Raw genomic sequence first — 13,663 nt, 5'->3', positions numbered from 1 at the left:
ATGTGCTCACCAGGAGAATCACCATGAATATCGTATTTCTGGGTATTGATCTGGCTAAAAATGTTTTTCAGCTCTGCGGGTTAAACCAGGCCGGCAAACCGGTTTATACGAAACGCACTGGCCGAAAAGAATTGCTCCAGACGCTGGCAAATATTCCTGCATGTCTGATTGGGATCGAAGCGTCCACCGGGGCATTTTACTGGCAGCGTGAGCTTGAGAAACTGGGGCACAAAGTAAAGGTCATCAGTCCTCAGTATGTAAGACCCTTTGTCCGCGGGCAAAAAAATGATGGTAATGATGCACAGGCCATCGCAGTGGCTCTGATGCAACCGACAATGCAGTTCGTGCCGCCAAAAAGCCCCGAACAGCAGGATATCCAGGCTTTACACCGGGCAAGGCAGCGTATTGTCAATCACCGCACTGCTACAGTCTGTCAAATAAGGGGGCTGTTACTTGACCGGGGGATCCCCATTGGCAGTGCTGTCTCCAGAGCTCGACGTGCTATTCCTCTTATCCTTGAAGATGCAGAAAACGGTCTAAGTTCCCGTATGCGCAGAACAATTGCCGAACTCTATGATCTCTTTAACGATCTCGGGCGTCGGATCCATTTTTTTGATAAGGAAATTGAAACAGTATTCAGGCAATCAGAAGCCTGTCCGCGTATCGCCAAAGTTAAAGGCATTGGTCCTAAAACGGCCACGGCCGTTGTTGCTGCTATTGGCAAAGGAACTGAATTTAAGAATGGTCGCCACTTTGCTGCATGGCTGGGTCTGGTTCCACGCCAGCATTCGAGTGGCGACAGGCAGGTGCTGATGAATATGACGAAAAAAGGCGACAAGCATCTGCGGACACTTTTTATTCATGGTGCCCGCGCTGTCGTCAGGGTTGCCACGAATAACAATGATGGTCATATGAATCAGTGGGTTAACCAGTTAAAGGAACGGCGCGGATTTAATAAAACGACCGTGGCGGTCGCTAACAAAAACGCGAGAATAATCTGGTCGATGCTGAGAAATGATACCGGGTATCAGGTAGTGTGTAATTAATCCCTTGCCAGCAAAAGTTGCAGCGTACTGAGAAATGATGACAGGTTGCACCTGCACAATCGGAACCTGATTTTTATACTGGCCTCAGAGGCCGTCCAGTTGTTGAGGCTACCCATTTGGGCACAGATTTTCCTGATGCCGGATAGATGTAAGCAACAAGCCAAAACCAGATTCAGTACTTGCAAAACGGAGGTAGTCCATAGATGTAAAATGTGGCCTCAGAAATTCCCATCTTTCTGCAGACTTCCCCGACGCGGGTGCCGGTTTCAGCCTGTTTCAGGGCAAATGCAATCTGTTCTTCGGTATAACGGGTCTTTTTCATGGCAATGCGCCTCTCTGTGAGATGGAAGAAAGACCGGAAACTTCAGTTTAGACTGATACTGTTTACAGGGGGAAGGTCAAGCGCGAGGGGCAGGGGATACTTGATTGTTATCTTTCAAACGCGGTAAGCCTTCTAATAAAGCAACAGCAGCATCAGGCAGAGGAACTCGGTGCTTTTTACTACCGAGAGATACTTATGCAAACTTTTCTAAAGCGTTTCAGGTAGGGGAATGGGGCTGTTTTTTCACAATCTACAGCAACTTTCCCATAGCAGCCAAAGGTCCAAAAATAAACCTTTCATCAGGAAAATCACAGTAAAAACAAGAGGTTAAGATGCAAAAAAAGTCCGTTTACACGAGCTTCTTTATGCAGTATTTTATGCAGGACAAAACCAATATTACGTTGTAATCGATTGATTTTGTATCAAATATGGCGGTGAGGGGGGATTGACTCGCTGCGCTCGCCCTTCGGGCAGTCTCCTCGCAAGCTCGTCGTCTGTCCAACTGGCTGCGACGCTACTCAGCCCATCCCTGGGCCTCGCCCCTTCGGGGCCAGAGCAAGCTCTGTTCAAAAATGCTCCCGGCGTTTTTGTGTCGAACCCCGGTCGGTGGTTCTCATCCCCCCTTGGTTTGGGGGATACATAATAAGCAAAAAGCCCGTACTTCTGTACAGGCTCTCAACTTAAATATGGCTGTGAGGGGGGGATTGACTCGCTGCGCTCGCCCTTCGGGCAGTCTCCTCGCAAGCTCGTCGTCTGTCCAACTGGCTGCGCCAGTTGTCGAACCCCGGTCGGTGGTTCTCATCCCCCCTTGGTTTGGGGGATACATATAAGCAAAAAGCCCGTACTTCTGTACAGGCTCTCAACTTAGATATGGCGGTGAGGGGGGGATTCGAACCCCCGATACGTTGCCGTATACACACTTTCCAGGCGTGCTCCTTCAGCCACTCGGACACCTCACCAAATTGTCGCTCCAGCATTACTGGAACGGGCGCTAATGTAGGGAAATATCTTTTCTACGTCAATCAACTTTTTTAAAAAAAAGCGCGTTTATACAAACTTCCACCAATCTGTGGTTTTAATAAGCGAAAACTGCTTTTTTTGCCCGCGCCGGGAAATTTGCTATGCTGCACATCCCGTTGAAAACGCTGATAACAGGCGCAATCACATTCCGCACAATACTGCTCAGGAGATAACATGGAGATAATTTTTTATCACCCGACATTTAACGCCGCCTGGTGGGTAAATGCGCTGGAGAAGGCTCTCCCACATGCGCGCGTTCGTGAATGGAAGGTCGGTGATAACAACCCCGCAGACTATGCGCTTGTATGGCAGCCCCCGGTTGAAATGCTGGCCGGAAGACGCTTAAAAGCCGTCTTTGCGCTGGGCGCGGGGGGGGATGCAATTCTGAGTAAATTAAATGCGCATCCGGAAATGCTGGACGCCTCCATTCCTCTATTCCGTCTGGAAGATACCGGAATGGGCCTGCAAATGCAGGAATATGCCGTAAGTCAGGTATTACACTGGTTCCGTCGTTTCGATGATTATCAGGCGCTGAAAAATCAGGCGCTATGGAAACCGTTGCCGGAATATACCCGCGAAGAGTTTAGCGTCGGTATCATGGGCGCAGGGGTACTGGGCGCAAAAGTGGCAGAAAGTCTACAGGCGTGGGGGTTCCCGTTACGTTGCTGGAGTCGTAGCCGCAAATCCTGGCCTGGCGTGGAAAGTTATGTTGGGCGTGAAGAGCTGCACGCTTTCCTGAACCAGACGCGGGTGCTGATTAATCTGCTGCCGAATACGGCCCAAACGGTAGGAATTATTAATAGCGAATTGTTGGATCAATTGCCGGATGGCGCTTACGTGTTGAATCTCGCGCGCGGCGTGCATGTTCAGGAGGCGGATCTGCTGGCTGCGCTTGATAGCGGTAAGCTAAAAGGCGCGATGTTGGATGTCTTTAGCCAGGAACCGTTACCGCAGGAAAGTCCATTATGGCGCCATCCGCGAGTCGCCATGACGCCGCACATTGCGGCAGTCACCCGTCCAGCGGAAGCCATCGATTATATTAGCCGCACCATTACCCAGCTGGAGAAGGGAGAGCCGGTGACGGGGCAGGTGGATCGGGCGAGAGGATATTGACATCAACCCGGCGCGGGCCGGGTTTCGCTAAAAAACGCTGGCGATACCTGCTATCCTTGTCGGAAATGACTACAGGAGAGAGCAATGTATCCCGTTGACCTGCATATGCATACCGTCGCCAGCACTCATGCCTACAGTACTCTGAGCGATTATATCGCGGAAGCCAAACGCAAAGGCATTAAACTTTTTGCGATTACCGATCATGGTCCGGACATGGAAGATGCGCCGCATCACTGGCATTTTATTAACATGCGCATCTGGCCGCGTCTGGTTGACGGCGTGGGGATACTGCGTGGCATTGAGGCGAATATCAAGAACATTAACGGTGAAATTGATTGTTCCGGAAAGATGTTCGACTCGCTGGATCTGATTATCGCAGGCTTCCATGAGCCCGTTTTTGCGCCACATGATAAAGAAACCAATACCCAGGCGATGATCGCGACCATCGCCAGCGGCAAGGTGCATATAATTAGTCACCCCGGAAATCCAAAGTATCCAGTGGAGGTTAAAGCCATCGCGCAGGCGGCGGCGAAACACCATGTAGCGCTGGAAATCAACAACTCTTCTTTTCTGCATTCGCGTAAAGGAAGCGAAGATAATTGCCGCGCGGTCGCTGCCGCCGTACGCGATGCGGGAGGCTGGGTAGCGTTAGGCTCTGATTCCCATACGGCCTTTACGCTTGGCGATTTCACCGAATGCCGGAAAATTCTGGATGCGGTGAATTTTCCGGAAGATCGAATCCTGAACGTCTCTCCGCAGCGCTTACTGGCCTTTCTCGAATCACGCGGTATGGCGCCTGTACCGGAATTTGCCGAACTTTAATCGTTATTTACGGGAAGATATCAATGAATGAGTTTTCAATCCTGTGCCGTGTGCTGGGATCGTTGTTTTACCGCCAACCGCAAGATCCTTTACTGGTTCCGCTGTTTACGTTAATCCGTGAAGGTAAACTGGCGGCAAACTGGCCGCTGGAGCAGGATGACATGCTGGCGCGTTTACAGAAAAGCTGCGATATCACGCAGATTTCCACTGATTACAATGCGTTATTTGTTGGGGAAGAGTGCGCGGTAGCGCCATACCGCAGTGCGTGGGTCGAAGGCGCGGAAGAGTCTGAGGTGCGCGCTTTTTTAACGTCGCGAGGGATGCCGCTGGCCGATACGCCTGCCGATCACATTGGCACTTTATTGCTCGCGGCCTCCTGGCTGGAAGATCAGTCTGCCGAAGATGAAAGTGAAGCGCTGGAAACCTTATTTGCCGATTATCTGCTTCCCTGGTGCAATACCTTCCTCGGTAAAGTTGAAGCCCATGCCGTTACGCCATTCTGGCGCACTCTGGCGCCGCTAACGCGTGATGCGATAGGGGCCATGTGGGATGAACTTCAGGAAGAAGATGAAGAATAATGTGATGTAAATCACCCTTAACTGCAACTGGTTTTACATCATTGCATAAAATGTGTGCGTGATCTCATTAATGCGCCGCTTTTCTGTTATGATGCGCGCCATGAACATACTTCTTTCTATTGCTATCACGACGGGCATCCTTTCTGGAATATGGGGATGGGTGGCCGTCTCCCTGGGGTTACTAAGCTGGGCCGGTTTTTTAGGTTGTACGGCTTATTTCGCCTGTCCGCAGGGCGGCTTTAAGGGATTGTTAATTTCCGTCTGTACGCTGTTAAGCGGTATGGTGTGGGCGCTGGTCATTATTCACGGTAGCGCGTTGGCGCCGCATCTGGAAATTGTCAGTTACGTGTTGACGGGGATCGTGGCATTCCTGATGTGTATCCAGGCAAAGCAGCTATTGCTTTCTTTTGTTCCGGGAACATTTATCGGCGCCTGCGCGACATTTGCAGGGCAGGGTGACTGGCGGTTGGTATTACCGTCGCTGGCGCTGGGGCTAATCTTTGGCTATGCCATGAAAAATAGTGGGCTATGGCTGGCATCACGCCGCGAGCAACATTCAGCGAATACGGCGGTCACAAAATAAAAAAGCGTGGGGTTCTTCCCCACGCTTTGTCGTATTCATCAGGATTCTGGCGGTACTGACAGCTCACGGTATTTCACCAGAATATCATTTTGCCTGTCCGCTTTATTCTGCAAATCCCACAGTCCGCGATCGATACCATCATTAATGAGGAAGATAACGCCGGTTTCAATGGCTGACATCAGACACAGCATCACCGGTTCGTTCGAGGTATAGCCGATTTCGCCTTCCAGTAAGCGCTGGTAATCAATAAAACGGAACACGCCTGCCTGTACTTCATAGGAAAGGATTGTTTTACTGGTGTTCACCGAAGAAAGGATCTCGCCTGTACTGACGTTAACCACGCGCAGGTTGACAGCAATCTGATCCAGCTGATACTGCGTATCGGCGCCAATACCGAAATATCTTGCGCCGACCCCGCCGGATTTGACGTTACTTTCATAACCAATAATAGAACCTTCCACCATAATATTTGCCGCCGTCAGCGACTGAAGCGGGATACGGTTATTCATCGCCACGGTGCCGTTTTCCTGGGCTGCGCGAATAATTTTCCGTTCATTCAAAAGATTCTGTAAGCCTTGTCGTTCCAGCGGGATAAACCAGCGCGAATCTTTCAGCGCAGTGACCAACATAGCGGTGGCGCTCTGCGGCACAGCCGTAGAAAAGTTACTTGCCGGGTAAGGTTTAAATTGGCCCGTTTCATCCTGAATGTTATATACCGAAACAAAGATCTTACCGGTGGGAGCAGGTAAGTGCGTCAAATCTTTGTAACTTTGTGCGCGGGGCATTAATGTCGGTTTCGCAGCTTGTTTCGGCGGGGCAGTTAAGCATCCGCTCAACAATAAAACGGCAACCAAAATAAGTAAGCGCGGCATGATTTATATCCTTTAGTGACTGTAGCTTAAAAATCGGTTGACTGAGTTTGTAAACCTGACACTTCGATGGTCGAGGTTCTTCCCGTTTTTCTGTCCGTGACGTTGAGCTGGAGCTGTCCGTCGCGATTAGCGATATCGATAATAAAATCGTTGGTCACCATACGTCCTGGTTTCCCGGTATTAATATTGGTCAACAAGCCGCCCAGAATTTGCGATTGAATAGCCTGCGTAAAGTTATCCAACGCTGAGGGGGTTTCGATACCAAAATCGTTATCATAAGCGGGGTCTTTATATGAATTTTGCGCCTGGGCGCTATTCAATAAAAAGGAACCGTTATTGGGGTTTCCACCAAAGTTAGGATTACGGAACTGGAACGTCATATTTCCAGCCCAGGTTAATGGCGAAAAAAGCATGAGCAGCACTACTGCATGTTTAACACGCATGACAGCCTCCGGATAAAAATCATGTTTTAGAATTCATCACGCGCTAAATCACTCGTACTTAATAGCGTTTGATCTATTTGTCGGCGATTTAATGCTTCCTCTGTTTGCGCTAATGCGAAGACGACGGTTTTCTCGAAGTCTCTTTTCATTGGAAATAAAAAGGTCTGGAAAATAACGTCCTGATTTACCGTTATGGTGATCCAGTTTCCCCAACGCGCACTGGGTCTTCCATTAATGGTCAGATTGCCGGTGTATTCGCTTTCCCATTTGTCGCTGAATGCACGATAGAATTCATGTCCTATCGAAGAGACGGTATGGTCGGTTAACAATCCGGGAACCTCGACTTCAACTTCATTGGCATGCAGGTTTCCGGTAGCGAACAGTAACTCTGCTGCTACAATCCAGGTCAGATAGCGTTTCATGGCCTTACCGCCTGAGATTATCGTTTGCCCATGAAACTGCCTGGGTGCGATTTTTGACAGCTATCTTTTTGAAAAGATTATAAAGATGTGTCTTAACCGTATTCTCGCTGATAAATAGCGACCTCGCGATTTCATTATTAGAGGCACCAATACGTAACTTATTGAGGATCTCTTTTTCGCGATGAGTGAGTAATGCGGACTCGGTGCTGTTGTAGCGGTAATTTCCTGAGTGCGTAATCAGGTAACTGGCTAATTTTTGTGAAAAATAGCATTCGCCACGCAGAATACCCTGTAATCCGCTGACCACGTGTTCCTGGTCTTCAGTGGCGTAAAACACGCCGTTAATATGAGGCCAGTTTTCAATTTCACGGTAGGGATAATCGTCAGGGGTATTTAACAATAATGTTTTTATATTATTGTTTTTGCGGCTTAAATTATCCTGCCAATAGTGGATAAGCTTCTTATCCGCTTCCATCATATCCATTAAAACAATGCAACCGGCTGAGATATCTTCCAGAGAACGTTGAATATTATGCAGTTTTCCGGTTATGGCCAGCGATTGCTTTAAATGTTGCAATAATGCCGTAGCTTGCAGAGATGGCTTTGTGATCAACAATAGTGTGTGACCATGACTACTATGGACTTCATTAAACATGATGAAACTCCACTTTTTTTAATCGCACATCTGACAGCTGCCCCCATAAAATAAAGGCACCAGAAGTACTGACAGATGTTGCACTGCTGTGGGTTGAAATAGCCCATTATCCAGAAAGAGAAAAATATTTACGAAAATACTTTTAACTGTTTTCAATCTAGCCATTACAAATCTTAAAGCAAGTGTTAAACTTGTAACAAGATGTAAAAATATATATTAAAATGTTGTTTTTGGGTTTTTTTGAAGTTTAGATTTGATAGTAAAGTTGTACATTTCGCTGTTATTGCATAGATTTAAAAAATCATACAAATTATAATAATTCATTGATTTTTAATCATTTTAATTATTGTGTGTCATGTTTTGATTTTATTTTTTCTTAAAATTTGAGACGAGGCATTAACCTGGACAGCACAAAGACAAAAAAAACGAAGTGTGTCACGTCTTGTGCGTATTGCCCCCCATAGGAAGCATAAGAACATCCCCATGGCGGCATAACACACACCAACACTTCATTTTTTGGGTTCGCGATACACTATCTTCTATGGCCAAAAATCAATTATAAAAAATCACATGGCTATCGTTTTATTAGCACTTTGGTATGAGCTTAAATAACAAAATACCACGCGTGGGTGAGTTATTAAAAATTTTTCCACGGACATACTCTTCATCGTAACGACGCGTTAGCAAAAAACGCATGTCGCTAACAAGGTAATAGATAATTTTCGCTATGTACGACCAGGTCCAGGGTGACAGCATGAAAAACAAATTGTTATTTATGATGTTGACAATACTGGGTGCGCCTGGGATTGCAACCGCGACAAATTATGATCTGGCTCGTTCAGAATATAATTTTGCGGTAAATGAATTAAGCAAGTCTTCATTTAATCAGGCGGCCATTATTGGTCAAGTCGGCACGGATAATAGTGCCAGAGTACGCCAGGAAGGATCAAAACTATTGTCCGTTATTTCACAAGAAGGAGGAAATAATCGGGCGAAAGTCGACCAGGCAGGGAATTATAACTTTGCGTATATTGAGCAAACGGGCAATGCCAACGATGCCAGTATATCGCAAAGCGCTTACGGTAATAGTGCGGCTATTATCCAGAAAGGTTCTGGAAATAAGGCCAATATTACCCAGTACGGTACGCAGAAAACAGCAGTTGTAGTGCAGAAACAGTCGCATATGGCTATTCGCGTCACCCAACGCTAATACCGTTACGACTTTTAAATCAATCCGATGGGGGTTTTACCATGAAACTTTTAAAAGTGGCAGCATTCGCAGCAATCGTAGTTTCTGGCAGTGCTCTGGCTGGCGTCGTTCCACAATGGGGCGGCGGCGGTAATCATAACGGCGGCGGCAATAGTTCCGGCCCGGACTCAACGTTGAGCATTTATCAGTACGGTTCCGCTAACGCTGCGCTTGCTCTGCAAAGCGATGCCCGTAAATCTGAAACGACCATTACCCAGAGCGGTTATGGTAACGGCGCCGATGTAGGCCAGGGTGCGGATAATAGTACTATTGAACTGACTCAGAATGGTTTCAGAAATAATGCCACCATCGACCAGTGGAACGCTAAAAACTCCGATATTACTGTCGGCCAATACGGCGGTAATAACGCCGCGCTGGTTAATCAGACCGCATCTGATTCCAGCGTAATGGTGCGTCAGGTTGGTTTTGGCAACAACGCCACGGCTAACCAGTATTAATTTAGCGTCTGCGCTAATAAAAAAACAGGGCATAAGCCCTGTTTTTTTTCGGGAGGAAATTATGCATACTTTATTGCTCCTTGCCGCACTTTCAAATCAGATTACGTTTACCACGACTCAGCAAGGCGATATTTACACGGTGATCCCTCAGGTCACATTAAACGAACCCTGCGTCTGTCAGGTGCAAATTCTCTCTGTGCGCGACGGCGTCGGGGGACAAAGCCATACACAGCAAAAACAAACGCTATCTTTACCTGCTAATCAACCGATTGAGTTGTCTCGTCTTAGTGTAAATATATCTTCAGAGGACTCGGTTAAAATTATTGTTACTGTTTCGGACGGACAATCACTGCATTTATCACAACAATGGCCGCCTTCTGCACAGTAGTTTTTGATGGTGGCGGAAATGGATTGGCTGACCTGGGTATAAAGAGGCGATAAAAGCGTCTCATCGTCTCGGCATGTCGCTATAAGGTAACGCCGAACCCTCGAGGATGACTGATCATTGAGGAGTTAACATGTCCGTAATCAAGAAAAATATCCCTGGCATAGGCCTGTGTATCTGCGCTTTTTTTATCCATTCTGCGGTAGGGCAACAAACGGTACAGGGCGGCGTTATCCATTTTCGCGGCGCGATTGTTGAGCCACTGTGCGATATTTCTACTCATGCCGAAAATATTGATTTAACCTGCCTGCGCGAAGGTAAAAAGCAAATGCACCGGATTGACCTTCGGCAGGCATCTGGATTACCGCAGGATATTCAGTCCATTGCGACGGTGAGGCTGCATTATCTCGATGCGCAAAAAAGCCTGGCGGTGATGAATATTGAGTACCGTTAACGGCGGTGTCATAGATATAAAAAGAGCGACTCTGTTGAAAGCCCTGCTGTACACTTTGCAGATAAGGTGAGACAAAAGGGGGGGTTATGACATCACGTCTTCAGGTCATACAGGGTGATATCACTCAACTTAGCGTCGATGCGATTGTGAATGCCGCTAACGCATCATTAATGGGCGGCGGTGGCGTAGACGGCGCGATTCATCGCGCGGCGGGGCCGGCATTGCTGGACGCCTGTAAACTCATCCGTCAGCAACAGGGCGAATGTCAGACGGGACATGCGGTTATCACGCCTGCTGGCAAGCTTTCGGCAAAGGCGGTTATTCACACAGTGGGGCCCGTCTGGCGAGGCGGCGAACACCAGGAAGCTGAGCTACTCGAAGAGGCATACCGGAATTGTTTGCTGCTTGCCGAGGCGAATCACTTTCGTTCCATCGCTTTTCCGGCAATCAGTACCGGCGTTTATGGCTATCCACGCGCCCAGGCCGCTGAAGTCGCCGTCAGGACGGTTTCAGATTTTATTACCCGTTACGCTCTGCCTGAACAGGTATACTTTGTCTGTTATGATGAAGAAACTGCCCGGCTTTACGCAAGATTACTTACTCAGCAAGGCGACGACCCTGCCTGATAAAACACGCCTGGAGCGTGCCGTTGAACCGCTATGCGCGCGCCATCCCGGAGAGTGCGGCATTCTCGCGCTGGATAACAGTCTGGACGCTTTTGCCGCCCGCTACCGCCTGACCGAAATGGCGGCGCGGACGCTGGATGTGCAGTATTATATTTGGGAAGACGATATGTCCGGGCGACTGCTCTTTTCGGTACTGCTGTCGGCGGCGAAGCGCGGCGTTCATGTTCGTCTGCTGCTGGATGATAACAATACGCCTGGTCTGGATGATACGTTGCGCTTGCTGGATAGCCATCCTAATATCGAAGTTCGTCTGTTTAATCCTTTCTCTTTTCGTACGCTACGCGCGCTGGGATATTTGACGGATTTTGCGCGGCTGAATCGGCGGATGCACAATAAAAGTTACACTGCCGACGGCGTAGTGACGCTGGTCGGTGGGCGCAACATCGGCGATGCCTATTTCGGCGCTGGCGAGGAGCCGCTATTTTCCGATCTGGACGTGATGGCCATTGGCCCGGTGGTCAATGATGTCGCCAATGATTTTGAACGTTACTGGCGCTGTAGTTCAGTGTCGACATTGCAGCAAGTATTATCCCTTTCTGAGCAGGAATTGACGCAGCGTATCGAACTTCCCGAATCCTGGTATAACGATGAGATCACCCGCCGTTATCTGCATAAGCTGGAAACCAGCCAGTTTATGGCGGATCTCGATCGCGGAACGTTGCCGCTGATTTGGGCAAAAACACGCTTGCTTAGCGATGACCCTTCTAAAGGCGAGGGGAAGGCGCAGCGCCATTCGCTTCTTCCGCAGCGATTATTTGACGTGATGGGGTCGCCGACGGAGCGTATCGACATTATTTCCGCTTACTTTGTCCCTACGCGCGCAGGCGTGGCGCAGTTGCTTAATCTGGTCAGGAAAGGCGTGAAGATCGCCATCTTAACTAACTCTCTGGCGGCCAACGATGTGGCGGTCGTTCACGCAGGGTACGCGCGCTGGCGCAAGAAATTACTGCGCTATGGCGTGGAGCTCTACGAACTGAAACCGACCCGCGAACATGAAACCGCCGTACATGATCGCGGACTCACCGGGAACTCAGGTTCCAGCTTACATGCTAAAACGTTCAGTATTGATGGTAGTAAGGTGTTTATCGGGTCGCTTAATTTTGATCCCCGTTCAACGCTTTTAAATACCGAAATGGGCTTTGTCATTGAAAGTGAAACGCTGGCGACGCTTATTCATAAGCGTTTTACGCAGAGCCAACGCGATGCGGCCTGGCAACTGCGGCTGGATCGCTGGGGACGAATTAACTGGATCGATCGTCAGCAAGAAGAGGAAAAGGTGTTAAAGAAAGAACCCGCTACGCGTTTCTGGCAGCGAGTTCTGGTACGGTTGGCGGCAATTTTACCTGTGGAATGGTTGCTGTGAACCCGCGCGCGGAAAACTACCCGATCGCGGCGCGGCTTTCTTGTTTTACCGGCGGTTTACCTGAAAAGAGAAATTTCAGGAGCGGGATGCGTAAATGAATTTCATACAGAATTAACGCAATACCCATGACAAATATCAGCCCACACAAGAACCCGATCAGGTTGGAGGAGATATGCGGCGTAATATACGCGCCAAAGAAAAGCGTTAAGGGATGATGCACCAGATAGATAAACAGCGAAGCATTCACGAAATAGGTGACACGCGCGGACTGGAAGTTTAACAAGCGATGCCCCAGTGAGAATACCACGTTCACCATCCACAGCCCCATTACCATCGTAATCACGGATTCGGTTTCGTACATCCAGGCGTCGCCGCTCCCATAACGTTGATTCAGCAGATACGCGATAAAAGCAACGGCAGCGCCTAAAGTGCATCCGCGTGAGGGCGTGGTGAAGCGCGCTTTCAGATCGGGGTGAATGAAGGCCAACGCACCGAGAATAAAAAACGGCACATAAAATAGCGTTTGCATCACAATAAAATTGAACATGCCGTCACTGAGGATTGCTGGATATACGATGAAAATAATGCGCCTGATAGCGGCGTAAGCCATCCCCAGCAGGAAAAAAATAAGCGAAAGCCTGACCAGTGAAATAGCGGCGGGACGAGGCTTGCTTGTTTCCTGCCTTTTTTGGAACCAGGTAAAAATCCCGATGCTGACGGTGGTTAATATCACCAGCACCAGTAAAAACCACAGATGTGAAATGAGTTCCCACGCTAACGTATTATATTTTTCATAGGCAGAGAGTGTAGGCCAGTTCTCTGTTTTCTCTTTGACATATTGCAACAGGATAAATTGCGGCAAGGTAAGCAAAGGGATTGCGGTAAGCATGGGAATACCCACACGTTCTACCCGTACTTTCCACCAGCGTTTTAACGGATAACGTAAAAACAACATGTACGAAAAATAACCAGAAATAACAAAAAACACCTGCATACGAAAAGCGTGGATAAAATCGTTAAACAGAGTTAGCCACCACGATGGCGTGGCGCTATTGACATGCCAACTGTGAGTGGAATAGATCAACGAGATATGAAAGGGAATCCCTAACAACATCAGCCATGCGCGGATAGAGTCAAGAAAATATTCACGCGGCGCGGGTACAGAGCTCATATAAGGTCACGTATTCTCAGA

General features: G+C 48.4%; 16 protein-coding genes, 1 tRNA gene, 2 other RNA genes and 2 pseudogenes. 11 read left to right on the top strand and 10 right to left on the bottom strand.

The genetic code is table 11. From position 1 onward, the window contains the following. Window positions 1–23: 23 nt before the first annotated feature. Entirely contained in the window at window positions 24–1,046 is a 1,023-nt protein-coding gene (locus tag N7E69_RS22620; RefSeq protein ID WP_001028173.1) for an IS110-like element ISSaen1 family transposase, read from the top strand. A 205-nt stretch (window positions 1,047–1,251) separates the two neighbouring features. Here N7E69_RS22620 and N7E69_RS22615 read toward each other — a convergent pair. From N7E69_RS22615 to N7E69_RS22595, 5 genes and pseudogenes are all read right to left on the bottom strand, one after another. Beyond that, a pseudogene (locus N7E69_RS22615) lies at window positions 1,252–1,368 on the bottom strand (transposase); the annotation flags it as partial. Window positions 1,369–1,450: 82 nt separating this feature from the next. Next, window positions 1,451–1,549, bottom strand: a pseudogene (locus N7E69_RS22610) (integrase); the annotation flags it as partial. 248 nt (window positions 1,550–1,797) lie between these two features. Continuing rightward, window positions 1,798–2,005: non-coding RNA, RtT sRNA (locus N7E69_RS22605), on the bottom strand. A gap of 50 nt (window positions 2,006–2,055) precedes the next feature. After that, window positions 2,056–2,191: non-coding RNA, RtT sRNA (locus N7E69_RS22600), on the bottom strand. Window positions 2,192–2,239: 48 nt separating this feature from the next. Beyond that, window positions 2,240–2,327: transfer RNA gene (locus tag N7E69_RS22595), tRNA-Ser, on the bottom strand. Between the two features lie 235 nt (window positions 2,328–2,562). On the opposite strand from N7E69_RS22595, the gene ghrA reads away from it, so the two are divergent. The 4 genes from ghrA (at window position 2,563) to N7E69_RS22575 (ending at window position 5,484) form a co-directional block, all read left to right on the top strand. Further along, complete coding sequence (gene ghrA / locus N7E69_RS22590) at window positions 2,563–3,501, top strand: glyoxylate/hydroxypyruvate reductase GhrA (RefSeq protein WP_000402545.1); 939 nt, start codon at window positions 2,563–2,565, stop codon at window positions 3,499–3,501. Between the two features lie 84 nt (window positions 3,502–3,585). After that, a complete protein-coding gene (locus N7E69_RS22585; RefSeq protein WP_000283643.1) occupies window positions 3,586–4,323 on the top strand; it encodes a phosphatase in 738 nt (245 codons plus the stop codon). A gap of 23 nt (window positions 4,324–4,346) precedes the next feature. Beyond that, window positions 4,347–4,901, top strand: coding sequence for a molecular chaperone (locus tag N7E69_RS22580; protein WP_001001883.1), 555 nt, complete (start codon window positions 4,347–4,349; stop codon window positions 4,899–4,901). Between the two features lie 100 nt (window positions 4,902–5,001). After that, a complete protein-coding gene (locus N7E69_RS22575; protein ID WP_001675581.1) occupies window positions 5,002–5,484 on the top strand; it encodes a DUF1097 domain-containing protein in 483 nt (160 codons plus the stop codon). A 38-nt stretch (window positions 5,485–5,522) separates the two neighbouring features. Here the strand turns inward: N7E69_RS22575 and csgG are convergent, their stop codons facing one another. Genes csgG through csgD form a run of 4 tightly spaced genes read right to left on the bottom strand, consistent with a single transcriptional unit; the run spans window position 5,523 to window position 7,876 of the window. After that, window positions 5,523–6,356, bottom strand: coding sequence for a curli production assembly/transport protein CsgG (csgG, locus tag N7E69_RS22570; protein ID WP_001137620.1), 834 nt, complete (start codon window positions 6,354–6,356; stop codon window positions 5,523–5,525). 26 nt (window positions 6,357–6,382) lie between these two features. Beyond that, the gene (gene csgF, locus N7E69_RS22565) at window positions 6,383–6,799 is read right to left on the bottom strand and encodes a curli production assembly/transport protein CsgF (protein ID WP_001264073.1); all 417 of its coding nucleotides are present in this window, start codon (window positions 6,797–6,799) and stop codon (window positions 6,383–6,385) included. Between the two features lie 26 nt (window positions 6,800–6,825). Beyond that, window positions 6,826–7,221: a curli production assembly/transport protein CsgE gene (gene csgE / locus N7E69_RS22560; protein ID WP_108610903.1), complete on the bottom strand. Its 396-nt coding sequence runs from the start codon at window positions 7,219–7,221 to the stop codon at window positions 6,826–6,828. Window positions 7,222–7,225: 4 nt separating this feature from the next. Beyond that, window positions 7,226–7,876 (bottom strand): biofilm master transcriptional regulator CsgD, encoded by a 651-nt coding sequence (gene csgD, locus N7E69_RS22555; RefSeq protein WP_000481517.1) that lies wholly within the window; start codon window positions 7,874–7,876, stop codon window positions 7,226–7,228. A gap of 754 nt (window positions 7,877–8,630) precedes the next feature. Here csgD and csgB point away from each other — a divergent pair. From csgB to N7E69_RS22525, 6 genes are all read left to right on the top strand, one after another. Continuing rightward, the gene (gene csgB / locus N7E69_RS22550; RefSeq protein ID WP_000791655.1) at window positions 8,631–9,086 is read left to right on the top strand and encodes a curli minor subunit CsgB; all 456 of its coding nucleotides are present in this window, start codon (window positions 8,631–8,633) and stop codon (window positions 9,084–9,086) included. Between the two features lie 41 nt (window positions 9,087–9,127). Next, a complete protein-coding gene (csgA, locus tag N7E69_RS22545) occupies window positions 9,128–9,583 on the top strand; it encodes a curli major subunit CsgA (protein WP_000771416.1) in 456 nt (151 codons plus the stop codon). Window positions 9,584–9,644: 61 nt separating this feature from the next. After that, entirely contained in the window at window positions 9,645–9,971 is a 327-nt protein-coding gene (csgC, locus tag N7E69_RS22540; RefSeq protein ID WP_000557256.1) for a curli assembly chaperone CsgC, read from the top strand. Window positions 9,972–10,101: 130 nt separating this feature from the next. Further along, on the top strand, window positions 10,102–10,422 hold the full coding sequence (locus N7E69_RS22535) for a type 1 fimbrial protein (RefSeq protein ID WP_000111257.1): 321 nt from the start codon (window positions 10,102–10,104) through the stop codon (window positions 10,420–10,422). 86 nt (window positions 10,423–10,508) lie between these two features. Next, window positions 10,509–11,048, top strand: a complete 540-nt coding sequence (gene ymdB, locus N7E69_RS22530; RefSeq protein ID WP_000203944.1) for an O-acetyl-ADP-ribose deacetylase — start codon at window positions 10,509–10,511, stop codon at window positions 11,046–11,048. After that, window positions 10,984–12,471, top strand: coding sequence for a phospholipase D family protein (locus tag N7E69_RS22525; RefSeq protein ID WP_000976323.1), 1,488 nt, complete (start codon window positions 10,984–10,986; stop codon window positions 12,469–12,471). The genes ymdB and N7E69_RS22525 overlap by 65 nt, the downstream gene beginning before the upstream one ends. A 16-nt stretch (window positions 12,472–12,487) precedes the next feature. Here N7E69_RS22525 and mdoC read toward each other — a convergent pair whose 3' ends face one another. After that, a complete protein-coding gene (gene mdoC / locus N7E69_RS22520; protein WP_000100071.1) occupies window positions 12,488–13,642 on the bottom strand; it encodes a glucans biosynthesis protein MdoC in 1,155 nt (384 codons plus the stop codon). Between the last annotated feature and the right edge of the window lie 21 nt (window positions 13,643–13,663).

The sequence above is a fragment of the Salmonella sp. 3C genome (assembly GCF_025426275.1).
Taxonomy (GTDB): domain Bacteria; phylum Pseudomonadota; class Gammaproteobacteria; order Enterobacterales; family Enterobacteriaceae; genus Salmonella; species Salmonella enterica.
This window is presented reverse-complemented; position numbering and strand designations above follow the sequence as displayed.